The sequence below is a fragment of the Microcoleus sp. Z1_B2 genome (assembly GCF_036700325.1).
Taxonomy (GTDB): Bacteria; Cyanobacteriota; Cyanobacteriia; order Cyanobacteriales; family Microcoleaceae; genus Microcoleus.
Genome location: NZ_JAUBOQ010000002.1, coordinates 89,702 through 113,159, shown reverse-complemented (window position 1 = coordinate 113,159; position 23,458 = coordinate 89,702). Strand labels below are relative to the sequence as shown.

Here is a 23,458-nt window from a genome sequence, read left to right as displayed (position 1 = left end):
TTCCCCCCGAATTTATCCGTGGGGTCAATGCTTCAATTCTAAAATCTAAAATCTAAAATCTAAAATCTAAAGTCGATTGACTCATGACTCATTTTTCAACTGCATCTGATCGAATAGTTGTAGGGCCGATCGCCAAACCAGATAACCTTGATCGTTAAGGTGCAAGCCGTCTGTGCTGAGTTCAGTTGGCAAATTGCCGTCTGCATCCGCAAACAGTGGGTGCAAATCCAGATACAAAACATTTTCCGAACTAGCAATTTCTTTCAGCCGTCGATTTATTGCCCGAATCCGACTGTTAGGAATCGCCAACAGCCGATCGCGATTTTCCCAAGTAGCTTGTTCCCCGCTGTGGGGCAAAATCGACTGCACCACAACTTGTGCTTTGGGGTGCGCCCACCGCAAATCGCGAATAATCTGCCGCTGGTTGTCCAAAATCCCTTCGTCGCTCGCCCCCCGCAACAAATCGTTAATCCCAATCATCACAAACACTGTATCCGGCGCAGTGCGATCGAACAACTGCAACCGCTTCAGCAAACCCAGGGAAGTCTCCCCCGAAATCCCTTGATTCAGCCAAATTCGATCGACTGGTAACAGCTTAGTCGGAAACCACATACTGAGAGAATCCCCAGCCAAAACACTCAATCTTGAGGGTCGATTCGCCGCCACCGCCTCAGCTTCGCGACCCAACTGCGTCACCCACTGCTGGTAAGTCCATTTATGTCGCAGCCCGGGAACGGGCACGTCTAGCACTGCCTTTGTAGAGATCGCCGGTTGGCCAATTTGTTCCTGGGCCGCTTCTGCCGTCACCGCATCATTCGCCTGGAACCTTTCTGTCAAGTTGTTTCCCTGCAGCAGTAGTTGAGCGACTGTAAGTATCAGTACCCCGTTCGTCACCAAAGATAGCAAAGCCCAAACCGGAACAGTTTTCGATCGGCTAACTTCCATCCCTAAGAGGGATTTATGAGTTCTACTTCTGCTACCTCCTCCGAACTTCTCCATAAACTCAAGCTATTTGCAGGCCTCACACCGAATAATTTGCACTGATTGCTGCATCAAATTTTACCGCTCAATTAAAGCCTCAATTCTTGTAAGAATCAAGCACTGTGCTGTATTGGGCAAGGGCGGCGATGCAGAACTTTACTTTTTCGCACTACTTTACCATAAAAAATCTGCCTACCAAACTTTCTGGCACCGGAATCGGATTTGTCCAATCAGCATATCTCAACAAAAATCTATCTAAAACTCACCGAAATTACTCATTTCTGATGCTAAAATCCAAAAATGAAAAAATTAACTATAACTGAAGCAGCCAAACTTAAAGGTGTGAGCGCTTCCACCTTGCGAAGATGGGAAGCCGAAGGCAAGCTAATACCGGAACGCACCGCTAACGGTCACAGACGCTATGACCTAGCTCATCTTCTTGGCTTAAAACCCAACGGCGCTTTAACCATTGCTTACGCTCGGGTTAGCAGTCACAACCAAAAAGATGATTTAGACAGACAAAAACAAGTTTTGGAATTGTTTTGTGCATCTCAGGGGTGGCAATTCCAAATCATTGAGGATGTAGGTTCTGGGGTTAATTACAGTAAGCAGGGTTTACAACATCTAATTCGGGCGATCGCAGATAATCAAGTAGAAAGGTTGGTATTAACTCACAAAGACAGACTGCTGAGATTTGGTTCTGAAATAATTTTTAATTTGTGCGAACACTTTGGGACAGAGGTAGTGATTATAAATCAAACCGAAAATACTAGCTGTGACGAGGATTTAGCTAAAGATATACTAGAAATAATCACTGTTGTCTCCGCCCGCCTTGATGGCACCAGGAATCCCAAGAACAAGCGCGTCGTTGAAGAACTTAAAGCAATTGCCGGTAAACTCTAATCAATACACCAGTTTGCAAAGTTCGTTAGTTACAGATTCTCAATTCCCATTTCCCCATTACCAATTAACAATGATCGGCGCCGACTCATGCAATCGAAAACTGCTATATGTACGCCATTAAAAGTAAGCTAACAATAAAAATATGCCCGCGTTCGTATCGAAGATTGAAACGCGAGCACAACGATAGACAGCCATAAGTTGGCGGGTATTTCAGATTCGGGTTTTTCTGAATAAAGAGGTCGATTAGCTGATAAATAGCTAATCTACGACACGAAAGCTGAATTGGTCGATCTCTTCGCACGCTCTACAGTTTGTTAGTCTTCCCCCCAGAACCCCCACCATAACCGCCGTAGCTGGTCTCACTTCTGTTATCCAAGCTCGTTTCCTTCACAAACCCAGTGTAAGCTTCCATCCCGTGTTCGCCGATATCCAAACCTTCAGCCTCCTCTAAAGCCGAAACGCGGATACCCAGCAAAGCTTTGAGTGCCAGCCAAAAAATCGTACTCAGCAGCACGGTCATCCCGCCTACAGAGATAATGCCGACCAACTGCGCCCAGAGTTGACCAAAACCTCCGCCCACAAGCAATCCGGCTGCAGGGCCTGCGGTATAAAGTCCAGTTGTAGGCCCGTCAGCAAACAGCCCAACTGCCAGAGTTCCCCAGATTCCACAGACTAAGTGAACTGAAGTTGCGCCTACAGGGTCGTCAATTTTCAAGTTGTCGAAGAAAGTTACTGCGAAAACTACCAGGATGCCGGCGATTATGCCGATTATGGCAGAGTTGGGCACGTTGATCCAAGCGCAGCTAGCTGTTACGCCGACTAAGCCGGCGAGGATGCCGTTGATAATCATCGAAAGGTCGGGTTTGCCAAGGTACAGCCAAGCCGTAATGGTTGCAGCAACTCCCCCGAAGGCACCGGCAGTGTTGGTGGTGATCGCAATGTGGGCGATCGCATTTGGATCCAGGGCCATTGTCGAACCGGGATTAAACCCGAACCAACCCAACCACAAAATCAAACAGCCCAGGGTGGCAATGCTCATATTGTGTCCCGGCATCGCCACAGTATCGCCGTCGCGGTACTTGCCGAGCCGCGGCCCCAAAAATGCAGCTCCCATCAAAGCCGCCCAACCGCCTACGGAGTGAACCACTGTCGAACCGGCAAAATCCCAGAAGCCTGCGTCTGCCAGCCAGCCTCCGCCCCAAATCCAGTGTCCGGTAATTGGGTAAGCAATTCCTACTAGCAGCAAGCTGAAAATTAAGAATTCAAGGAATTTAATTCGCTCTGCAACGGCTCCAGAAACGATCGTCGCAGCAGTTCCCGCAAAAACTAATTGGAAAAAGAATTTAGCGTTGAGGGGGACTCCCGTCCAGTTAAGCGACTCGAAAATGCCTTGATAAGCGTCTCCTGTGGCGGGGCTGTTGTCGGCTACGTTCCACAGAAAAAATCCGCTGCTGCCGATAAACTCGTTGCCGTTGCTGAACATTAAGGCAAAGCCGATCGCCCAATAGGCGATCGTAGAAAGCGCAAAAACAATCAAGTTTTTGGACAGCACGTTAACCGCATTTTTCTGACGGCAAAAACCGGTTTCCAACATACCGAAACCGGCGTTCATAAAGAACACGAGCATCCCCGCCACCATGACCCACATCGTATCCAGCCCCACCTTAAGGCTTGCTAATTGTTCCTCGGTGGTTGGCGTGGCAGGGGTTTGGGCTACGGCCGCATATCCCCACACCAAGAAGATGATTGCAGCTAAAGGTATGCAGGCTTGCCAACTTGGAGTGAGGCGGGCGATCGCCCGTGGTAACTTGTTCAACCTGTTGACTTTCGTAAAAAATTTAGCTGCTGGCAAATTTAAAGTCTCCCGCCTGACTTTTTTCGACTTTTTCTTTCCGACAGTCATTTTAATCACTTTTACCCTCTTTACGGCTACTAAGCTCAGCAATATTCGGAAAACTTTCCAATCTTACTACAAAAGTTTATTGGATTATTTGTTGAGATTGAGATAGTTATGATAGCCTAGCTCTTCTAGTTGATTTTGTTTTTTCAGTACAGATTCGGACAAAGTTTTGCGGTAATGCAAAACTCGCTCTAGCAATTCTGGCTGATGAGCTGCCAGTATCTGAACTGCCAGCAAGCCAGCATTCTTGGCGTTGCCGATCCCCACTGTTGCTACGGGTATTCCCGCTGGCATTTGCACGATCGAGTACAGCGAATCTACCCCTTGCAGGTGGCGGCTCGGTACGGGCACGCCAATCACTGGCAAGGGGGTTAAAGATGCTACCATACCTGGGAGGTGCGCCGCTCCCCCGGCACCTGCGATAATGACTTTCAAGCCTCGTTGGTGCGCGGTTTGGGCGTATTCCACCATGCGCTCAGGGGTGCGGTGCGCCGAGACGATCGCCACAGTGCAAGCAACACTGAATTCTTCGCAAACGGAGATCGCATCTTTCATGGTTGGCAAATCCGAATCGCTACCCATAATAATTCCAACTGTCGCTTGATTCATGCAATTTTCAGATTTCAGATTTCAGATAAATGCTAATTTTAAATGATTGCGTTAACTCAAATTTAGATATTTTGTACCAAAACTGACCCTTAAAAGCAATTTTGCCACCAGCCCCCGTCTGAGCAGCCCTGCAGCCAGCAAAAAGCAAAAAGCTCCCCCTCCTCACCAGCCACCGGATTTATCCGTAGCGAATATTAAATCTAAAATCTAAAATCTAAAATCTAAACTCGGATGACTGAAGCCACAACCCCAACTGCCACCCCCACAGATATTCTCAATGCTCGCCTCCCCGGCTGCAAGGATTTGCAGATGCTTGCTGTTGACGAAACGGGAATCATTCAAGAAGTTTTGCCGATGGACGCCGTATTTAAACGGATTTGTCCTCCTCATTTGCAAGTCGTTGATGTAGCAGGCGATTGGATTTCTCTGGGCGGTGTTGACTTGCAGATTAACGGGGCGCTCGGTTTTGCTTTTCCCGATTTAGAAATCGAGCATATTGAAATTTTGCCGAAAATTTGTCAATTTTTGTGGAATCAGGGAGTCGATGCTTTTTTGCCGACATTGGTGACAACTTCGGTGGATAAGTTTAGGCGATCGCTCTCGACTATAGCTGATTATATCCGCACTGTACAAACTACTGTTGCCGCAACCAATAAAGCCCAAACAGCGGAAATTATCGGCGTTCACCTCGAAGGCCCTTTTCTCAACCCCCAGAAGCGAGGTGCTCACCCAGTTGAGTTTTTGTTACCGCTAACTATAGAAAATGTCAAGCAAGTTTTAGGAGATTGTGCCGATATTGTCAAAATAATTACTTTAGCACCGGAGTTAGACAGCACTGGCGAAGTCATTTCCTATTTGCAAAGTTTGGGAATTTCCGTCAGCCTTGGACACTCCCAAGCGACGGCAGAGCAAGCACAGCAAGCATTTGATCGGGGAGCTTCAATGGTAACTCACGCTTTTAATGCAATGCCGAGTTTGCACCACAGAGAACCGGGTTTGTTGGGAGCGGCGATTGTTTATCCGGGGGTAAAATGCGGTTTAATTGCTGACGGGAAGCACGTTTCTCCGACAATGATTGATTTTTTGCTGCGCGCTGGTAGGTATGAAAAAGGCGTTTTTTTGGTGAGCGATGCTTTAGCTCCTTTGGGTTTGCCAGATGGTGTTTATCCTTGGGATTCCCGACAAATTGAAGTCAGAAAAGGTACAGCTTGGGTAAGATTAGATTACCACTCAGTCCTGGAATCTGCTACTTTGGCGGGTACAACTCTGCCGCTGTTGGCGGGAGTGCAGAATTTAGTGGAGTGGGGAATTTGCGATGCCGAAAGTGCGATCGCCCTGGCAACTGAATCTCCGAGAAGGGCGATCGGAATTTCGGGAATTATTGGCAAATCTGCAACTCAATTGTTGCGCTGGAATTTAAATGCTGCGACAAAGCAATTGACTTGGCATCGGTTATTTTAACCTGTTATACCATTTTAAATTAAAGAATTGAAGAATTGGGAATGGGCGAACTGGTATCACCCGATCGATTTGAGATTTTAGATGTGCCGTTTGCATCTAAAATCTCAAATCGCCCATCTAAAATCGGTTGTTGCAAGTTGCACATTTTCCGAACCGTATTGCTATATAATATCTAACCGTTGGCAATAAATCAGCAGCAGGCAGATCGATGAATTTGGTAGACGACAAGACTATAGTTAGACAGTATTTTAACTCGACGGGATTCGATCGCTGGCAGCGAATTTACGGCGAGGGCAAAGTCAATAAAGTTCAGCTAGACATCCGCACCGGGCATCAGCAAACGGTGGATACAGTCATCAAATGGCTGCAAGCTGACGGCAATTTGCCCGGGCTTTGTGTCTGCGATGCCGGCTGCGGTGTAGGCTCTCTGAGCATTCCCCTGGCTGAAGCTGGGGCAATTGTTTGTGCTAGCGATATCTCTGAAAAGATGGTAGCAGAAGCTTACGATCGATCGACAGCAGTTCCCGGCAAGCTCTACAACATCTCCTTCGCCGCCCAAGATTTGGAAGCTTTAACCGGCAAATTTCACACGGTGATATGTTTGGACGTGCTCATCCACTATCCTCAAAATAAGGCTGCGGAAATGATCGCACACCTAAGTTCGATCGCCGAATCGCGACTAATTCTTAGTTTTGCACCCAAAACTTTAGCACTCACCGCCCTCAAAAAAATTGGTGAACTTTTCCCAGGCCCCAGCAAAACTACCCGGGCTTACCAGCACCGCGAAGCTGATATTATCAAAATCCTAGAAAACAATGGTTTTGTTATTAACAGAACAGCGATGACTAGCACTAACTTTTACTATTCTCGCTTGCTGGAAGCTGTGCGGAAATAGGTTAAAAATATCTGCAAAAAAGCTAATTTCTCATCAGCATAGGGTGCGCCTAGCGCACCTTGCCTTCCAAGAGTTAGGCAACTGAACCTCCATACTCTGCGATTGCTTAGCGGCGGATCGCAATGACAAATAAGGCACGCACCGCGCACATTTGATATCAACAATTAGATGTTTTTCCCTCTTCCTTCTTCCTTCTTCCTTCTTCCTTCTATCCTTTACATCCGTTACATCCGTTACACAATCCGTTGCCGAACTTCCTTCTTCCTTCTATCCGTTACATCCGTTACATAATCCGTTGCCGAACTTCCTTCTTCCCAATTCAATAAATAGTATGTCAACGCTAATTTTAATTCGTATTTTTATAGCAGTCGCAGCGGTATTCGGAGGTTTATCCGTTGCAGGCGGTGCTTTCGCCTCCCACGCTTTAAAAAATCAATTGAGCGATCGAGCTTTAACCATTTTTGAGACCGGCGCCCGATATCAAATGTACCATGCCTTGGCTCTATTACTCGTCGCTTTACTCTTGAGCCGCGCCCAAGAGTCTCAAACATTTTTTGCAGTTGCTGGATGGGCTTTTATTGCCGGCACAATCATCTTTTCAGGCAGTTTGTACGCCCTGAGTTTGAGCGACATCAAATGGCTGGGTGCAATTACGCCGCTGGGGGGAGTTGCTTTTATTGTTGGTTGGGGATGTTTGGCAGTCGCAGCTTTTAGTTTTAAATAGGCAACTGGTAAATTTTGAAGCAATTACCAATTATCAATTACCTAATTATCAAAAACATCCCTGGAAAACAGCTCTGTCAAAGTACGCAAGTAAGGTACAAATACCGTTAAATCTTCAGCAGGAAGCCGCTCACATATTTCCCAAAATAAAATCAGCAGCATATCCTGCACTAACTCCCAACTTACATGAAGTTTCGGGTACAACATCACGCAAATTGGAAACAATTCTTGCTGTACCGGGTGAATGCTACCTTCCAAAACGCACCAGCACAAATAGCTTTGAAAAATCTCGACATCTCGGATACCAGAAATTTTTACCTCGCGATCGCTCAAATACCCGCTGCTGCTGCGGTATCCTTGATGCTGGGCACTAGCTCGATCGTACACTGCACTAGCAATCTGAGTCGTGTGCTGCAACAAATGCTGAACGGCTAATAGAGCTCTTGAATTCGGGGGCTGATTCGCCGCCGCCTCGTTAATCTCTCCGTAGGGAATGTGCAGATAGTCGTCTACAACTTTTAAGTAGGGCGCAAATTCCGCTCTCTCTGACTCCGAAAGACATCCTAACAAGATTTTGCTAGTGTATTGAAACTCCATTGTCACAAATCCCAGCACTAACGGATCTGTCTTTGAGTATTTTCGCCTCACTTTGATAATATCTTTTCCCACCAGCACTGACAAGCGGAAAATAGGTTCTCTATCCGCATAAGCGTCTATTGCTTTCCGATATAAGGTGCGAGAATCGGCGGCAATTTCTAAAGAATTAATTAAACTTGGATCGATCGCGTGTCGCTCTATTTGTGTCTCTAAAAGAGCTTCTACTCTACTCCAAGCTATCTCGCTGGCTAATTTCAGGGTATCTGTCAATTTGTCAACTATGGGGGCTCTATTGCCCTCAAAATTAGTTAAATCTAGGCTTGGGAGAATTTGGCGTGGCGCTTGGTTCTCTCTTGTCGCCACTGTACTGTAATATTTTTTTGCCCAGCTAACTGCGAAGGAAGAAACGCTGACACATTTAGCTTTTGGGAGTTGGTCAATGTCCAGTTCGGTAATACATTGGGACGCCTGACTTGCGCCCTGTTGAAATTGGTCGGCTGCTGGTAAAGATTTTGAAGATATTTGTGAAATACCCGTCATGATAAACCTCGTTTTTTTATTAAGTCGCACCCGATCGATTCCCCTAATTTTTAACGTTGTTAACTACAATTTTCTGCATTTGTACGCTGACCGTCATCAGCCATTACGCTTAAAGCTATAAGCCATTTGGCTCGACTGCCTGCATCTTTTATAAGTTGCACGTTAATAACGTTATTTATTGTGTGATCGATCACCATCACCCTGTGATCGCGATCCTAAGTGATTTTTTTGACCTATAAAGAGGGCTGCAAATAAATTTAATTTGTCTTAAAATCGAATAATTAAAGTCAAGTCTATCTCAAAAAAACTGCTGCTTGAAATACTTGATGTTGGTTTGGGAGCGCTTTGGTCTATCGCCCTAATCTATTAAACAAGCTAAGCTACAGCACGCTCTAAGGGTGACTTTGGTTAATTTATTTCTATAGCTGAATTAGAATTGTATTGTGAGCCTGACGATTGTTATGAAACCCTAAAAAAATTAACAATCGGCTTTTCTAAATAAAAAATTAAATTGGAGATGAGAATCAGATTTATGTGCATTTAGTTAATGCCATTGCCAGGGCAGTTTTTTGTGATCCGTTGTTTAGGAATGAGAATTAAATAACTTAGAATGCGTGATGGTTCTTGTGGGATGGGCACTCTTAGCCCGCCCTTTCTGGACGGGCTAAGAGTGCCCATCCCACTTTCAAGAGTGTAAATTATTTAATTCGCGATCCTTAGCTTCCCCGTGAAGCGAAGCTATCCCGTAGGGAATCGCCCGCAATTGATCGTCGTCCATTCGATCGACCACCTACCCTTCAAAACCAGAATTAGCGAGTGACTCGCCCGGTAGCCCGCGCATTTTGCCAAATCCGGCGGGTTCGAGTCCTCTGTCGGAGGCCCAAGCCTGTCCCTACAACGAGAGGATTAGGTTGATGCGGGCCCCACGGGCGATCGATCCTCACAAACAGCACGACCGGTATGTCTTTAAGGCTATGGCTTCGGGTAGGATTAGTAGGACGAGAGGAAGTGGAAAAAATGAGCGCTAGCAGCAATTCAACAGAAATTAAGTTCGGAACCGATGGGTGGCGAGGACTGATTGCCCATGACTTTACTTTTGCCAACGTGCGAAAAGTCACCCGGGCGATCGCCAGTTACCTAGAAACCGCTTACACCAAAGACCGCCCAGTTCTAGTCTCCTACGATACCCGCTTTCTGGCAGACGAGTTCGCCCGCACTTCGGCGGAAGTATTGGCAGATTTGGGATGGACAGTGAAAGTGGTCGATCGAGATTGCCCCACACCAGTCATCGCCTACAGCGCCAAGCATCTCAACTCCGCAGGGGCCCTGATGTTCACGGCTTCGCACAATCCCGCACCTTACTGCGGCATCAAATACATCCCCGACTACGCGGGCCCGGCTACCCCGGAAATTACTGATACAATTGTGGCAAATATTGCTGGTGCTTCTGATGCCCCAGCTAAAGGCAGCCACAACGATAAAATCTCCAGTTTTGACCCGAAACCCGAATATCTGAAGTTTCTTTATACTTTGATCGATGTGGAGCGGATTCGCTCTGCTAAGTTGAAGGTGAAGTACGACGCTCTCTACTCGACTTCTCGCGGCTATCTCGACGGCGTTTTGGAACACTGCGGCTGCGATGTCGAAAGTTTTCATACCTACCGCGACGTGCTGTTTGGGGGCGGAATGCCCGAACCCAAGGGGGAACAGTTAGTCGAGTTGGTGGAAGCTGTTAAGAAGGATTCGGCGGATTTGGGTTTGGCTACCGATGGCGACAGCGATCGCTTTGGTATTGTTGACGAGTTGGGAAATGTCTTGACTCCAAACACCGTGCTGTTGCTGCTGGCGCGTCACTTGGTTAAGAATAAAGGCTTGACTGGGGCGATCGTCCGTACAGTCGCAACTACTCATTTACTGGACAATTTAGCCGCCAAGTACGGTTTAACAATCTACGAAACCGCAGTCGGTTTTAAATACATCGGCGAAAAAATGCGCGAAACTGCGGTGCTCATCGGTGGCGAAGAGTCTGGCGGTTTGAGCGTTTTGGGTCACATTCCCGAAAAAGACGGGATTTTGGCTGATATGCTAGTTGCTGAGGCGATCGCCTATGAAGGCAAACCGCTTTCTCAGCTAGTCGAAGAAGCCATTAAAGAAGCCAACGGCCCCCTGTACAACAAACGTTTGGACTTGCACCTAGAAGAAGCCCACAAAGCAGCCGTTTTGGACTCTTTTACCAAGAATCCCCCCACAGAAGTAGCAGGTATCCGCGTTAAGGAAATCGGCCGCAAAGACGGGATTAAACTTTATCTTGAAGACGGTGGCTGGGTACTGCTGCGGCCTTCGGGAACTGAACCCTTGATGCGCGTTTACATGGAAACCAATTCTGTGGAAAAAGAAAGCCAAGTTGCCCAACACATGGAAAAGGTAATTGCCCAGTTAGAACCTGTTTAACTTTCTACCTATTCCAACGGGGGTTTTTCCCCTAGTGCTTGGGATTGTGAGGTGCGCCGAAGCGCACCTTACCTATTTTTGATAACTCTGGCAAAGCCTCTGAACATTAATCATCGATACTGCTGGGCCAGTTACAGCACTTTCCAGGTAAGTGAAGTACAGAGAAACCGGGTTTCTTGAATAAAACCGGTTTCTGGCGAGAAATCCAGAAGAAACCCGGTTTCTGGGGTGTACTTTATAAACCTGGAATCCGCTGTATATATTTGCAATACACTGGGATTTGTTAAAGTTGGGGATTTGTAAATTTATCTATTTATTTTTAATTTTTAATTAATTTAAAAAATTCCTAAATTTTTTCCGAATCTACTTGACTTTTATCCAGATAAAATTGTATATTATTAAATAATGGGGTGTTTGCAAAAATAAAATTTTCACACATATTCCGATTATAAAACAATTATACAAGTTAAATTACTAGCCTGTCAACCGGTTTATGAAAACAATTCCTCTGCTCGCCATTAGTTTTTTAGTAGCAATTTTAGTCAGCGCGATCGGCATTATTTCAGTGCAAAATGCCGCCCCAGTATCCTTAAACTTTATCTTTTTTCAATCGATACAAATGCCCGTAGGAGTAGTATTGGCAATGAGCCTGAGTGCAGGACTGATCGGAGGTGCGCTACTGCAACCGCTGTGGAACCTTTCAGATTCCCAAAACTCGCGTCCTAAATTTCCGGCCACTCCAGAAGAATCTGACACCGTACAATATTAAATATATTTGATCCCTTACAGGGAATATACCTGACCGTCAATCAGCAACCGAGTAATTCCCTTAGCTCGCAAATAAGGCGCTGCTTTTTGCAGAATACTGCTGTCAGGAATCTTGAAAACCCTTTGATTGCGAGTAGCAAATCGGCGGGCCACTCGGTGATTGTCAAACACTGCCAGGGTTTTCTCGCGAATTTCCGCTGCCGGAATTTGACCCAGTTCGCCAAAAGCTTTTAGAGGCCTGGTGATTAACTCTGCCGCCCGATCGACCACCAAATAACAAATTTTGGGCAAAGATGCTTCGCTTAAAGGCAAAACTTGAATTAGTCCTGTACCCCGAAGCTCGTTAGCGAAGCCCTCGAAGAGGAGCGACTCCCCCGACGATAATGAACCCAGGAGACTGCCTTCAGACAGAGAGTCCTCATCCTCTACATCTTCGTCGAAGTCGTCATCTAAATCGTCTTCATCATCCTCATCATCCTCATCCTCGAAATCGCTAAAGTCTTCACCTGCCAGCAGCCCGGATGCTGGCAGCATTGCCTTTAGTTCACCAGTCACAACAGCGCGGTGGCTTCGATCGGCAAAATTGGCTGCTGGGACATCTGGCACATCAGAAACATCCAATTCTGCAACTGGTTCAGGGACTGATTCAGAACGCTTTCTGATCGTCGGTCTCGAATTTGAGGCTGACTGCTGGAGGGGGGCTGACTCCGACAGGGGAACAGCTACAGGATCGATTTCGCCATCTGCCGATGACTCAGTAGTCGCCTCTGTCGGTTCAGAAACACTTGTGCGATGATCGGACAAACGCTTTTGTTTTTGCTGCACTAGAAATTCGTATTCCGGCTCCGACAAAGCCCCCTGAATGATGCGCCTCACAGTCGAACTGCTCACTCCGTAGCGCTTTGCCAGAGTGATAGTATTCTCGTTGGACTGTCGGTACAGCCTGATGAGTTCGCGTTTGTCTGAATCGGAGAGTTTTGTAGGCGTCATGCCAAGTTTTCCAGCAAAAAGACGTGAAAAGACGCAGGCGAGCAGTCAGCGAACTGTGATTTTTCCTTTTCGATTTCAAGCTCAGAGATGCTGACAATGGCAAAAAAGCTTTCGCGTCCCCATCGCTTGCCAAAGCAACCCCAATCTCAAATCGCTAGGCTGCGCGACGACTGCGCCTGCTCTGGCGAGAACGGGTTGAGATGTCATGTTCCAAGATAGCTCCAATTCCGAACAGGATGGCGCTGAAAACAAAAAAGACTTCCAGCAAACTTCCGCTTTGATAACTACCCTCAGCCTGAGTATCCCGCCATTTAAAGTACATATCTGCGATGTAAAGCGAAAAAGTTGCAGCCGCAATCATTCTCCAAGATTGAGAAAAACGTCCTCCCCAAAACGCCAGCAGCAATGCAGTAGCAATAATCAGCAGAAAAACGTCTCCAACGATGTAAAACAAATTGATTGCATAGGCGTAAGGCGACAGTTGCTTGTCAAGTGCTATTACCCATGCGGGAGTTTTACTTTGTTCTGCTGCTTCTTCTTCTTCTTCTTCTTCTTCGGGTGCGGATTTAGCAGCAGTCGCGGCTGTTCCTTTTACCATTGAGTTGGACGAATTTTCTAAACCAGCCCCTTTTGCTCCTGGCGCTGGCGCAGAGCCTGTCACTACTTCCTGGGTGGCTGCTGGAGACATTCCTAGCTGTAGCCTCCAAGACTCAGGTGCAGCAACCCAGATAGCTACAGCAATCCCGAAGGCTGCAATTCCCGCTAACAAAGCCCACTGCCAAATTTCTAGATTCAGCCGTTTGGAAGTCACAGCGATCACCATGCCCCCAATCAGTACCACATAGCTGCCCAGATAAAAGGCATCTGCGGGGGACACGTCCGGGTCGGCCTCGAAATACAGTTCCCAAATGCCAAATAGCACACCGCCGATAAAATAGAACAGCATCCCCAGACCAATGCCCAGCCAGACGTTGCGCCCGCTGACCATGTGCGGGCTTTGCCAGTTTCTAAAACAGACTAAAGCCGCTCCCAAGTATGCTCCGCATTCAAAAATATAAGTGCCGATCGAGTACCACAGAGGTAAACCCTCTTCTGCTGAGAGGGGGACGCTGAACAGCAAAAAGAACAGCAGCGCCATGACAGCCCAGACAATGCCCACAATCACTAGGGTCTGAGCTGACAGTAAAGATGAAGATGTAGATGACTTTTCTGAAGTGCTACTCATAGGGATTCCACGAGACCTAACTAGCGGTTGAACGCACCCCATCTCAATCTTTGATTGGAGATGAGGATTCTTTCGCCAAAAACCTTAAAAAACCTCGATCAGACGCTTCCGGGATAACTGGCGTCCTCAGTGTGTCGTCGGGGCTTTTGCCCTCGTACACTATAGAAAGACTAAGCAAGAATAATATCTATTTACTAATTCAATAAATTAGTTGTTAGTCGATCTTGTACCCGGAAATATAATGATAGACATACGGTAGATGTCTCCACCCTTAAGGTTTTTACAGTACCAAATCTATCTCTGAAATTATACCCTCAAAGGTTGAGGTATCTGTTTTTTTGCTTTCCCATTCCCCTACTCATATCAATGATTCTAGGTGGGGAATGCGATCGAAACTTAGTTAAATTGCCAGACCATAGGTGGCATCCAAACCGAATCAACAATTTGGTTGGTCAATACAAGTTGGCCATCCAACCTGTATATCGCGTACCCCCTACAGTGCAATTATCTAAGATCCATTATCTCGACCCAATTGTCTGAGCAATTGTCACAGATTTTCTATCCTGCGATCCACAACTTGTTGAGGGCTGATTGTTTCAGCCAATCTAGAAACTGAGTCCGATCCGGTGCTGGCATATCTTGCAGCACATCGCTCACTCCCTCCGCGAAGTCCGTATTGCCAAAATATGATTTGCCCAAGCGGTGGAGTTCTTGCAATAAGGTCTTGAGATGCTGCTCTTGCCAAGGAGGCACCTTGTGATTTTGCAAGGGACTAACGGTTAGCCAGTTTTTTATCGCATCAGGGGAGTCTGCCTGGGGGAAGTTTCCCTGCTGAAATACCTTGGCGATATCTTTCTGAAACGATGTGGCTTGCCTTGCGCCTAAGAGGTCTTCTACATCGAAGTAAACCGCTTGGAGGAGCAGCAGACAAGCCTGCGCGAACAGTGGTGCTTTGGCTGCTTCATTCCCTGCCGGTTCTTCACCGGCAAGCTGATCTAAACGGACTTTTCCCCAGACGCTATATCTATCCGGCTCTTCTAGCAGAACACAGGCTTTGCCTCGGTTGTCGGTTAAGTCCCGCCACAAGGCTCTGGCGTCTTCTGCTTGCTTGCCGTTGAAGGCGCTGATCAGGCGAAAAGTCTGCCCCTGATAATTGAGAATGGGAATTTGTTGATCCCGTTTTGGGTGTTGAAAATTGGTTATTTCAACATCCTGCCGTTTCAGAATAAACATGACACTGCGATTTGACTCCTGTCATGGCCGAGGTGCTGTGCTTTTGACACTCCCGATGCCTAAAGGCGAAGGGATTCTTGATTCAGCGAGTCCACTTAAATTAGCAGGATTGCTCCCGATCACCCAGAGATGGTGCTCTCCTCAAGCGTTCCGATACTTTTTTGCTAACAAATGCTAACAATTATCTAAGCTGAGATTGTCTCTCAGCCTTGGCGTATAAATCAATGCACGAAGGAAAATCCCCCGCGCACAATTTACGACTGCTGTACTGGCAACGCTTGATTTTCGCGCTCGTGCCGAGCAGGCGATTGACTGTTTTGCTTTGATGCCGTAGAGGAAGCTTATATAGAGGCTCCGTACCATCAGGGATTTTCACCTGAGTCTTTCAATCCTAGTTCTACCACATTTTTATCAAATATCAAGTCGAGCAGAATGTTAGCCAACATAACTCAATATCAGCAAATTAGTCATTCTGGCTCAACTCATACCTCAAATCAGGGGACGATCTCTGGTTTTTCGGTAATGTGGTCAGCGTTTTAGGCTTTGCCACTACGGGATGTTAACATAACCAATAGACATCTGGGAAAAAGCACCTGTGACTCTTTTGCTGTCTGAGTTCCGTCTTAATTTGGGGAGATATGCGATCGACCAAATATTGGGGTTTCAACTCGACCTCTAAATACTTTACCCGAGTTCACCAAAAAACGAGGGAGAAGCCCCGGGCTACCGACATGGGGAGGAAAGCGGCTGCGACGACCGTCGCCGTGGAATGATCGCAACTTGAGTCGCAATGATATGATAAGTGCAGCGATTAAGAATAACCATCTACGTGTTGAAACATTTTAGTTTCGGTGAGATTCCGGCACAGTAAGCCACTACTGCATTTGAGCAGTCAGCCTATTTAACTGACAAAAAATATCAAAATGTGGAGCGTACCTATCTGGCATAAGTGATGGACTCCGAAAGCCGAAAAAAGCCAAAAGTATACGCAAAGCTTGGATTCGTCCATGCTGAGTGGGTAGAGGCGCATTGATAACGCCTTTGAAAGTCCCTTTGTGGTCTTATTCAACAATCCCCCTGATTCCTCAGTGGGGAGTATCAAGTCCTACCTAGTTTTGATTGTAAATTTCCAATTGGGCTGTTTGCAGGTGAGTCCCTCCAGCTTTTGTCAGATACAGTCTTGAAGGCAAAGGCACTCTCATCATCTTGGTTTTTTTCCCTAACCATCGCGCTGCAAGCTATATTTTTCTAGATAAAAGCGGTTTCTGCGTAAGTCATCAAATAATTTACTTGCTCGATCGCACACTGCACCGATACAATAATCTTGTTAGCGATTTTTGAGTTGGGTGCGTAACTCAGTTGGATAGAGTAGCTGCCTTCTAAGCAGCGAGCCGCAGGTTCAAGTCCTGCCGTACCCGTTAGGTAATCCTTTTGCGTAGCAAGGGTTTCAGGTTGACTAAGCTACCGAGAGTCTGGTTTTCCGCTCATCTTTAGCTCAGTCCTACTCTTCTAAGTAGCTGAGTATGTCCAAAACTGCCTCCATATCTGCCAAGTTTGCGCCGGACTTTTTGCGTCTGGTCTTCAACTTGTTAAGCAGGTCGGCCGGCTCTGGAAATTCTGCGACGGTCGGAGCCGAGTTTTTATTTGCTTGCCGATCGCGCTGCACTTCCTTGAGTTCTTGCTCCAACATCTGCACCTTCAGTCCTAAATCGCCGTTGCGCTCGTGTAACTCATTCAGTTCCTTATCCCATTCTGCAAGCTGCTTGTTGGCCGCTTTCAATTCCTGCCTGAGTGATTCATCGTTGCCGTCACTCAGGCACTCAATTTTCCCAGCCGTTCCTCAATGGCGGCCATCCGCTCCATCACGGTGTCAAGGCGATCGGCTACAACCTTGTCTACAGTGTCTACAATTTCTGTAGACGCGACGCTATCATTACTTCGTGTAGACAAATCCGTAGACAGTGTAGACACTATAGGTGTAGACAAAGTAGACAGCGCTGTAGACGTGCCTGAGACTTCCTTGAGAATGCGTTGTGCAGTTTGACTAAGCGACTCACTGTCTAGCTTCTGAGCTTCTATCCAGTTCAGGAAGTGACCAGAAGCCCTAAACGATACGACTTGACTTTGACTCATTGTAGACACATGTATACAGTATTTGTCTACACTAACTGACAACTGTCTACACTGTCAACAATTTGTAGACAAAACTTGTAGACACGAAAATCCCCCAATTAAGGGGGATGGGATTCAGTCGTTAGTTGTCAGGCAGTGGCTAAATTTTTCCTTGGAGACGGATGAGTTCAGCAATTCGATCGCGGACTAACTCGTCTTCTCCCTCCAACCAGTCAGTGATAGTAGCAGCGCTGTATTTCCGTCCCGGAGTATTCCATCCGAACATTTGAGTAAGCAGGGCTTGTAAATGTTCAGAACGGTACTCTGGCCACCAGATTAGTGCAATGTCTCGCATTTTTTCTGCGTCCTCTGGGCTGATAACTTCAGGTACTGATGTCACTGCAGGCTCTGACTCCGGTTTTAATGGGGGCTGAGCTTGCGGAGATTGAGTGAGTATTTTGACCATTTTCTCGCGCTCGCTTTGTGGCTGATTTGAGAACCATTGCAAAAATTCTGTAAAAGGTGAAGATTCATCGCAAGGATAGCAAGGTTGTTTCTGTACAAGGGTTTCATCGCAAGTGCCATCGCAAGTCACTTGCCTTGCACCTTGCGATGAACCTTGCCATGAAACTGGCTCTATGCAAGAACCTTGCGATACTTGCGATGAATTTACAAGTTTCAAGCCAAAAATAAATTTGTGACCGTAACGCTCTTGAGTATCAACGCGCCGCTCAATCTTGGGGAATAATTCCCGCAAGCGCAAATACAAATCCTGAGACTTCTTCACTGGTGAGTCATAGGGCGATTCAGCTTCCCATGACTTTTTAGTTTTTTTACCAGAGTCGTCAATAGTCAACCACCCATTCTCCAGATACCAGTCCTCCAAGATTTTATAAAGGTCTCCAATGTAGACCTTGCCCTCTGGGTTAAATTCCAGTCCAACCTCGCGGGCAAACTGCCACAAGTGCCGACTTTCCTCTTGAGCTTCCCGCATCGCCTCACGGGTCGCCTTGTAGTCAATACCCTCAGCCAACAACAGCGGCATCCGCTCCAACATCTTGTTGAGCATCGCCGGCGCAATCCGCTCCAGAATAAAGTCTGGGTCATCCTTAAAACGCGGGTCAGCTTCTAACTCACCCTGAGACGCGACAGCGCCACGCTTGTAAGTTTTCCTAAAGCTCAAGATGCCGTAGCGGTCATCAATAGCAGCCGTCCCCCCAGTGATGGACGGTAGCTTATTGCAGTTAGCCAAAAAGATAGCTGTCGGCTTGTACTCATAGCTGTCCTTACCCTTGCGTTCAATATCGATCGGGTCGCCTGTGATGAACTGCTTAAGACTTTGGAGAGCGTCAAGACTCACATTTGAAGCATTCTCAGAAGCCCAATTACAGACACCGCCCTCAATGGTAGCCAGTGCAAATTTACGTCCACCGTCGTAAGCCTTGAAATCTGACAGCGACTTCCCGGTCATCCCCCGCCCAAAGACAGCGGCCAACACAGCTCGCAGCGTATCCTTGCCGTTAGACCCCTCGCCGTAGCACAACAAACCTTTGACTCCCTTGCCCGTCAACTTTGACCGTACCAGCTTCAAATTCAACGCAGCAGCAGCAGTCCGCAGGAATATCTCGCGCTGTGCTGGCTCAAGACACTCTAAAAGGCGATCGCAATCGGCGCTATCAACATCAGGGTCATACTTGCTCCCGACGTAGGTATAGACCTGGTTAGGGTCATGTGGCACAAGTGAGTGGGAGCCATCAGGATTAATCCTCACTACCCCGTTAGAGCAGTTCAAACCGTCAGGATTTATCTTGTTTGGGTCAACCGCATTCCGATTCACAACCCAGTTGAGAACCTCAGCGACGTTACTAGACTTGGCTCGGTTGTTAACCCAAACACCCTTTACCTTTTCCGCGTAGGTATTGAGCCAGTCACCGATACGGCGCTTTTCCTCGGACTCCGATCGCAATTCGTAGTGACTGCCGACATAGTGATAAAGCTGACCTCCAATAGATTTCCAGTGACCGCCTGAGTAAAGTGCAGCCTCTGCCTTCTGTACGAAGTTTTGCAGTGCAGTCGGCGCTGTGTCTGGGATGTAGTCGTTTATACTACTGTCATACTTCTGGCATACTACTTCTTCTCGCGTGCGCGGGTGAGGAGTTAAAGAAATATTAGGAGTTAATTCCGTTGCAGCGTTATTGACTGCTTCCTCTACCAGCCGGATGAATTCCTCGCTGTCTATGGCTTCCAAGATTTCTCGGATGTCTCCCGCATCTGGAATATCTGGGTAGATGACACGCGGGTCAACAACCACACAAGGGAACTGGATGTGACGGGCAACCAGCCAAACTTCTTGACCCTTCTTGATACCTGCGTCATCGTTATCGCGCAACACTGCAACACTGACGTTTTTGCCTGTCGCTTGCAGAGTTTCGAGCATTATCTGAATTTCGGGATGGCTCCAATTGGAACCTTGCATAGTTAGCCCTGCAATGCCGATACCCCTCGCACGGTCTACATTGTCTTCCCCTTCAAGTATCGGAACGAGAACGGGTTCACCGTCTGGTAGTGCTTCTAGTAGTTCGATAACTTCATCAATCCGATATGCTGGCCAGCGAGCATCACCCTTGCTCCAGACTTCCTTACCACTGGGGTCGATGTGAATTTGGCGGCAGGTTTTGTCACGTCCTTTTGGTTTGCTTACATCGGGCCAATCAAACCGCAAAACCTTTTGAGTGTCGCTGTAGGCGTAGGTAATCTGTGTGGCACTGTCGGGAACGCCTTTGGGAACGTATTTGGGTTGTTCGGTGCGAGGTGGCTTTCCGGGTGCAGGTAATCTCAGAAGTTTCGCGCCGATCGGAACTGGTACGGGTAGGTATTCCTTCTTTCTGGTTTTTGGCTTCTGTGCCTGTGGCGCGGGCTTGTCCTCTTTGCACTCTGCTAAAAATTCAGCCAGTGGCCGGATAGCTTCCCGAATATCAGCGGTTGAGCAAGCGCTTGTCCAGCACTGGTACTTGCCGTTCTTGGAGTTAATCCCTAAACTGTGGCCCTCGCAAACAGGGCAAATATAGTAATTTTTGGCTTTACCTGGTTCCAGTTTGTCGAGATGCTCGCGGATATCAAACTTTTTGGGGGTGCTTGAAGTTTGCTCGTTATCTGGAGTAGAATTGTCGTACATAAATTTTGCTCGCCCCTACGGCGAGTTGAATGTGGATGAATCCTCAAAACCGTTGCGAGTCAGGTACCAATTGATAGCAGCGGTTTTTTGGTGTCTAGAATTTGTTGAAAATTTAAAACAGGTGGTACCGCCCCGCTAGTTGACTAGGGGTGCGATTAAGTTGTCAGTGCGCGACACAGATATTAAGCCATTGCAAAATCTAGAGATGGGTGTCAAAGCTTTCAACAGTTGAGCCAAGAGCGTTAATTGCTTTCTTAAATCCCTGCAAACATTAAAGCTGACCCACTTGTTCGTCCGCCCTTTGTAAACCGCGCTCACCCGATACCCCCAGTGCTTAGCAACCCAGCAAAAAAAAGCTTTCCAATGGCGACGCCATTCGAGCCTGTTTTCCTTGAATTTGAGAAGCTGTCGGATATTCATTGGAACCCATTATAGATGTAGTCGGCTTGAGGTTCACTGGCTGACGGAGAAACTTGGCAAAATGTCACGAAACCTGATAGGTTTCGCAGTGGCAAAATACACCTAATAGGTTTGGGAAACATTACGGAGCATTTCGGTGAGATTCTGCGGTCGAGAGGCAGGCCATAAGCCAGCCCCCTCCCGGCTCACGTTACTCGTCACCCTTGACGAATGGGAGCAAGAATTCATACTCAGCCTTCGCGTCCCGGTAGGATTGACTACTGCCGGCTGACACTCCCCAAACTTCTTTAAGGATTTTATTCTTGCCGGTGATGCCCTTCGCGTGACATTGCAGAATCAGTTCGATTTGTTCGCGCTGTCTAGTGGATAAATTCACTACTGCGAGTTCGCCCGAATCGCCAGAAGTCTTATTCAGTAACAGTTCTAGTGATTCTCTTATCGAATCGAGTTCTGCCTCTTGTTCGTCGGTTCGTTCGTTTGTTGCCAGAATTTGTTCTGCTTCCTGTTGTCTTTGTTTCTGAGAAATGTATACGCTGGTGCTGATTTCATCCACCACATCGGCAGTGATTGCCCGCTCTTTAATTGCCTCAATCTCCCCTTGTTCGGACAGTTTGCGGGCGATATTACCCGCCGATACTGCACAAGCAATCGCAGCACACAAACTAACACCTTGCAGCGCTTTGTGAGTGTCTAGCTTTTTGTCTAGTGCTGCTAGTGGAGTCAGCCAAAGAACTACAGAGGACGCGCTTAAAACGAACAGTTTTAGCTGCATAGAAATACCCCCAAACCAATCAGCAGCATCGCTAAACCGCCGATTAAAACAGCCTGTAAGTCAGCCACTGAAACCTTGAGCAATTTACTCAGGGAGTAGTCAAGCAACCAACTTAGCCCCCAAGCAATCGCTATTGCTGTTAACAAGAATAAAACCGCTTTCATTGCCATTGGATGCAGACTCGCTATCCATCCCAGAAGGGAGAAAGCGACGCATCCGGCAACGAAGTAATTTGCCAGATACATCGCTTTCATTATTTCTTACCTCCTAGCACTGCATCCCACGGGCGAGGCTGGGGAGTCGCTACGGCGGGGGGACGGAAATCTTTCAGGGTGTAGGAATATCGGTCAACACCAAAAGGGGAATTTGAGATTTCCGCATAGTGGGAAAGCTCGAACGTGAATCCGTTAGCTCGTAAAGCTTCTACTAATTTTTTCACTTCTTTTTTGTTGCCAGCAATCCACATATATTCCATTAGCTTGCACCTCCGGTGAGCTTGGCTTTGATTGCATCAATCCGAGTGCGGGCATCGCTGTCAGCTTTATCAATCCCTAAACCCAGTCGGGCATAACCAGGGCGCAAGCTGTGCAAGTGCTTAGCCAGTCGAGTGTCTGAGCGTTTTTTACCCAGTTCATTATCAGCCACAACACCTTCATATTTGCGGTGATGGCGGTGAACTTTGGCATCGGCTTCTTCAACTTTTGCCAGCGCTTCATAGGCACGTTTAGACTGTTTTGCGCCGTCTGTTTTCTCCTTAGCTAAATCCTTCATTGCGTCCGCTTCTTCTTTGGTGAAGTAGCGCGGTGCTGGCACAACTGGAACACTACGGATGCTGGAAAAGTTACCAGGATTTAGCGGTGTGATGACACTTGCGTCGGTGCTTGCTAGAACTTTTGATTTGTCGATTGCGTGTCCGCCGTCGTTGCTGGCAGTGAGTTTTCCAGCATCAGAATTGCCGCCAAAAAGGCGTAGTTGTAAGCTCATAGTTTTGTCCCAATTTGAATGTTGATGCGAACAGGAGAGGGAAATAAATTCAGGGGATTGATTTGACGCCACATAGACATTGCCAGCACAAACACTCCCGTCGATGCGAGTATGAGTGCGATGAGTTGCCCAAGGTCAACCCAGTCTAAAAAGCTGGTGGAAGTCTGGCGAGTGAAACCGCACACGGGGAACGAACCGTCGTTAGTCCAATCTAGGGTGTCTACAGTGTCTAGCACTGTGTCTAGTGGTTTAGCCGAGGTATACAAACAGTCGGACTGCTTGCGACTGCTTGCGACAGTTTCACCTGTGTCAAGTGATCTAGCTAAGGTATACAAACAGTCGAACTGCTTGCGACTACTTGCGACTGTTTGTATAGCTTCGGGTACTGTGTCAAGCAGTTCAGACACTGTGTCTACACTGTCTACAGTCGCTGTGTCAAGCAGTTCAGGTACTGTGTCTACACTTTCTAGAACTGTGTCTAGTGGTATGTCTAGCACTGCGTCTACACTGTCTACATTCACTGTGTCAAGTGATTCACCGTCAACGAGGTACAGTTCTAGCAGCGCTTCCCATGTAGCAGTTTTGCTAAGCTTCCCGAACTGTCTGGCGTCTTCATTGGAGAAGCCACGGTCATAGGCGATCGCCCTTAATTGGTCAATGCGACGGTAGCTGACGGTAGGTTTAGTCATGGCAAAACCCCGTCAACTCAATCATTAAGA

At 47.3% G+C, this 23,458-nt stretch carries 21 protein-coding genes and 1 tRNA gene; 7 read left to right on the top strand and 15 right to left on the bottom strand.

All coding sequences use genetic code 11. The features are described 5' to 3' along the window. Positions 1–81: 81 nt before the first annotated feature. Positions 82–999: an SGNH/GDSL hydrolase family protein gene (locus QT984_RS01470; RefSeq protein WP_333372900.1), complete on the bottom strand. Its 918-nt coding sequence runs from the start codon at positions 997–999 to the stop codon at positions 82–84. A gap of 282 nt (positions 1,000–1,281) precedes the next feature. Here QT984_RS01470 and QT984_RS01465 point away from each other — a divergent pair, with 282 nt between their 5' ends. After that, the gene (locus QT984_RS01465) at positions 1,282–1,884 is read left to right on the top strand and encodes an IS607 family transposase (RefSeq protein ID WP_333055868.1); all 603 of its coding nucleotides are present in this window, start codon (positions 1,282–1,284) and stop codon (positions 1,882–1,884) included. Positions 1,885–2,188: 304 nt separating this feature from the next. Here QT984_RS01465 and QT984_RS01460 read toward each other — a convergent pair whose 3' ends face one another. Beyond that, positions 2,189–3,787 (bottom strand): ammonium transporter, encoded by a 1,599-nt coding sequence (locus tag QT984_RS01460; protein ID WP_333055867.1) that lies wholly within the window; start codon positions 3,785–3,787, stop codon positions 2,189–2,191. Positions 3,788–3,871: 84 nt separating this feature from the next. Next, a complete protein-coding gene (gene purE / locus QT984_RS01455; RefSeq protein ID WP_333233025.1) occupies positions 3,872–4,393 on the bottom strand; it encodes a 5-(carboxyamino)imidazole ribonucleotide mutase in 522 nt (173 codons plus the stop codon). Positions 4,394–4,624: 231 nt separating this feature from the next. On the opposite strand from purE, the gene nagA reads away from it, so the two are divergent. From nagA to QT984_RS01440, 3 genes are all read left to right on the top strand, one after another. Next, positions 4,625–5,854 (top strand): N-acetylglucosamine-6-phosphate deacetylase, encoded by a 1,230-nt coding sequence (gene nagA / locus QT984_RS01450; RefSeq protein ID WP_333055863.1) that lies wholly within the window; start codon positions 4,625–4,627, stop codon positions 5,852–5,854. 208 nt (positions 5,855–6,062) lie between these two features. Then, the gene (bchM, locus tag QT984_RS01445; RefSeq protein ID WP_333233023.1) at positions 6,063–6,749 is read left to right on the top strand and encodes a magnesium protoporphyrin IX methyltransferase; all 687 of its coding nucleotides are present in this window, start codon (positions 6,063–6,065) and stop codon (positions 6,747–6,749) included. A 331-nt stretch (positions 6,750–7,080) separates the two neighbouring features. Next, positions 7,081–7,473 carry a DUF423 domain-containing protein gene (locus tag QT984_RS01440; protein ID WP_333055860.1) on the top strand — a complete coding sequence of 131 codons (393 nt, stop codon included), beginning with the start codon at positions 7,081–7,083 and terminating at the stop codon, positions 7,471–7,473. Between the two features lie 41 nt (positions 7,474–7,514). Here the strand turns inward: QT984_RS01440 and QT984_RS01435 are convergent, their stop codons facing one another. After that, positions 7,515–8,609 (bottom strand): hypothetical protein, encoded by a 1,095-nt coding sequence (locus QT984_RS01435; RefSeq protein ID WP_333055859.1) that lies wholly within the window; start codon positions 8,607–8,609, stop codon positions 7,515–7,517. Between the two features lie 960 nt (positions 8,610–9,569). Between QT984_RS01435 and QT984_RS01430 the strand changes: the two genes are divergently transcribed. Together QT984_RS01430 and QT984_RS01425 are read left to right on the top strand one after the other, a co-directional pair. Then, entirely contained in the window at positions 9,570–11,060 is a 1,491-nt protein-coding gene (locus tag QT984_RS01430) for a phosphoglucomutase/phosphomannomutase family protein (RefSeq protein WP_445305853.1), read from the top strand. 493 nt (positions 11,061–11,553) lie between these two features. Next, positions 11,554–11,829: a LapA family protein gene (locus tag QT984_RS01425; protein WP_333055858.1), complete on the top strand. Its 276-nt coding sequence runs from the start codon at positions 11,554–11,556 to the stop codon at positions 11,827–11,829. A 14-nt stretch (positions 11,830–11,843) separates the two neighbouring features. Here QT984_RS01425 and QT984_RS01420 read toward each other — a convergent pair whose 3' ends face one another. From QT984_RS01420 to QT984_RS01410, 3 genes are all read right to left on the bottom strand, one after another. Continuing rightward, the gene (locus QT984_RS01420; protein ID WP_333372894.1) at positions 11,844–12,818 is read right to left on the bottom strand and encodes a hypothetical protein; all 975 of its coding nucleotides are present in this window, start codon (positions 12,816–12,818) and stop codon (positions 11,844–11,846) included. 154 nt (positions 12,819–12,972) lie between these two features. Next, on the bottom strand, positions 12,973–14,043 hold the full coding sequence (locus QT984_RS01415; protein WP_333055856.1) for a hypothetical protein: 1,071 nt from the start codon (positions 14,041–14,043) through the stop codon (positions 12,973–12,975). A gap of 558 nt (positions 14,044–14,601) precedes the next feature. Further along, positions 14,602–15,276 (bottom strand): Npun_F0813 family protein, encoded by a 675-nt coding sequence (locus tag QT984_RS01410; protein WP_333055855.1) that lies wholly within the window; start codon positions 15,274–15,276, stop codon positions 14,602–14,604. 1,344 nt (positions 15,277–16,620) lie between these two features. Here QT984_RS01410 and QT984_RS01405 point away from each other — a divergent pair. Then, positions 16,621–16,694 (top strand) — tRNA-Arg (locus QT984_RS01405). A gap of 83 nt (positions 16,695–16,777) precedes the next feature. Here the strand turns inward: QT984_RS01405 and QT984_RS01400 are convergent. The 8 genes from QT984_RS01400 to QT984_RS01365 all read right to left on the bottom strand — a co-directional run bounded on the left by QT984_RS01400 (position 16,778) and on the right by QT984_RS01365 (position 23,428). Beyond that, on the bottom strand, positions 16,778–17,056 hold the full coding sequence (locus QT984_RS01400) for a flagellar alpha dynein (protein ID WP_333055854.1): 279 nt from the start codon (positions 17,054–17,056) through the stop codon (positions 16,778–16,780). A 32-nt stretch (positions 17,057–17,088) separates the two neighbouring features. Continuing rightward, positions 17,089–17,409, bottom strand: a complete 321-nt coding sequence (locus QT984_RS01395) for a hypothetical protein (protein ID WP_333055853.1) — start codon at positions 17,407–17,409, stop codon at positions 17,089–17,091. Positions 17,410–17,548: 139 nt separating this feature from the next. After that, on the bottom strand, positions 17,549–20,563 hold the full coding sequence (locus QT984_RS01390) for a DUF5906 domain-containing protein (protein ID WP_333055852.1): 3,015 nt from the start codon (positions 20,561–20,563) through the stop codon (positions 17,549–17,551). A gap of 610 nt (positions 20,564–21,173) precedes the next feature. Next, a complete protein-coding gene (locus QT984_RS01385; protein ID WP_333055851.1) occupies positions 21,174–21,755 on the bottom strand; it encodes a hypothetical protein in 582 nt (193 codons plus the stop codon). Then, the gene (locus QT984_RS01380; protein WP_333055849.1) at positions 21,746–22,009 is read right to left on the bottom strand and encodes a hypothetical protein; all 264 of its coding nucleotides are present in this window, start codon (positions 22,007–22,009) and stop codon (positions 21,746–21,748) included. Before QT984_RS01380 ends, QT984_RS01385 begins: the two co-directional genes overlap by 10 nt. Then, the gene (locus QT984_RS01375) at positions 22,009–22,230 is read right to left on the bottom strand and encodes a hypothetical protein (RefSeq protein WP_333055848.1); all 222 of its coding nucleotides are present in this window, start codon (positions 22,228–22,230) and stop codon (positions 22,009–22,011) included. The genes QT984_RS01380 and QT984_RS01375 overlap by 1 nt, the downstream gene beginning before the upstream one ends. Next, a complete protein-coding gene (locus QT984_RS01370; protein WP_333055847.1) occupies positions 22,230–22,739 on the bottom strand; it encodes a hypothetical protein in 510 nt (169 codons plus the stop codon). Before QT984_RS01370 ends, QT984_RS01375 begins: the two co-directional genes overlap by 1 nt. Further along, positions 22,736–23,428, bottom strand: coding sequence for a hypothetical protein (locus QT984_RS01365; protein ID WP_333272040.1), 693 nt, complete (start codon positions 23,426–23,428; stop codon positions 22,736–22,738). The genes QT984_RS01370 and QT984_RS01365 overlap by 4 nt, the downstream gene beginning before the upstream one ends. Between the last annotated feature and the right edge of the window lie 30 nt (positions 23,429–23,458).

Coding starts and splice junctions, on each gene's coding strand:
- QT984_RS01395 (WP_333055853.1), bottom strand. CDS start 17,409: ATGAGTCAAAGTCAAGTCGTATCGTTTAGGGCTTCTGGTCACTTCCTG.
- QT984_RS01415 (WP_333055856.1), bottom strand. CDS start 14,043: ATGAGTAGCACTTCAGAAAAGTCATCTACATCTTCATCTTTACTGTCA.
- QT984_RS01465 (WP_333055868.1), top strand. CDS start 1,282: ATGAAAAAATTAACTATAACTGAAGCAGCCAAACTTAAAGGTGTGAGC.
- purE (WP_333233025.1), bottom strand. CDS start 4,393: ATGAATCAAGCGACAGTTGGAATTATTATGGGTAGCGATTCGGATTTG.
- bchM (WP_333233023.1), top strand. CDS start 6,063: ATGAATTTGGTAGACGACAAGACTATAGTTAGACAGTATTTTAACTCG.
- QT984_RS01420 (WP_333372894.1), bottom strand. CDS start 12,818: ATGACGCCTACAAAACTCTCCGATTCAGACAAACGCGAACTCATCAGG.
- QT984_RS01425 (WP_333055858.1), top strand. CDS start 11,554: ATGAAAACAATTCCTCTGCTCGCCATTAGTTTTTTAGTAGCAATTTTA.
- QT984_RS01430 (WP_445305853.1), top strand. CDS start 9,570: ATGTCTTTAAGGCTATGGCTTCGGGTAGGATTAGTAGGACGAGAGGAA.
- QT984_RS01410 (WP_333055855.1), bottom strand. CDS start 15,276: ATGTTTATTCTGAAACGGCAGGATGTTGAAATAACCAATTTTCAACAC.
- QT984_RS01435 (WP_333055859.1), bottom strand. CDS start 8,609: ATGACGGGTATTTCACAAATATCTTCAAAATCTTTACCAGCAGCCGAC.
- QT984_RS01380 (WP_333055849.1), bottom strand. CDS start 22,009: ATGAAAGCGATGTATCTGGCAAATTACTTCGTTGCCGGATGCGTCGCT.
- nagA (WP_333055863.1), top strand. CDS start 4,625: ATGACTGAAGCCACAACCCCAACTGCCACCCCCACAGATATTCTCAAT.
- QT984_RS01440 (WP_333055860.1), top strand. CDS start 7,081: ATGTCAACGCTAATTTTAATTCGTATTTTTATAGCAGTCGCAGCGGTA.
- QT984_RS01460 (WP_333055867.1), bottom strand. CDS start 3,787: ATGACTGTCGGAAAGAAAAAGTCGAAAAAAGTCAGGCGGGAGACTTTA.
- QT984_RS01365 (WP_333272040.1), bottom strand. CDS start 23,428: ATGACTAAACCTACCGTCAGCTACCGTCGCATTGACCAATTAAGGGCG.
- QT984_RS01470 (WP_333372900.1), bottom strand. CDS start 999: ATGGAGAAGTTCGGAGGAGGTAGCAGAAGTAGAACTCATAAATCCCTC.
- QT984_RS01385 (WP_333055851.1), bottom strand. CDS start 21,755: ATGCAGCTAAAACTGTTCGTTTTAAGCGCGTCCTCTGTAGTTCTTTGG.
- QT984_RS01375 (WP_333055848.1), bottom strand. CDS start 22,230: ATGGAATATATGTGGATTGCTGGCAACAAAAAAGAAGTGAAAAAATTA.
- QT984_RS01390 (WP_333055852.1), bottom strand. CDS start 20,563: ATGTACGACAATTCTACTCCAGATAACGAGCAAACTTCAAGCACCCCC.
- QT984_RS01370 (WP_333055847.1), bottom strand. CDS start 22,739: ATGAGCTTACAACTACGCCTTTTTGGCGGCAATTCTGATGCTGGAAAA.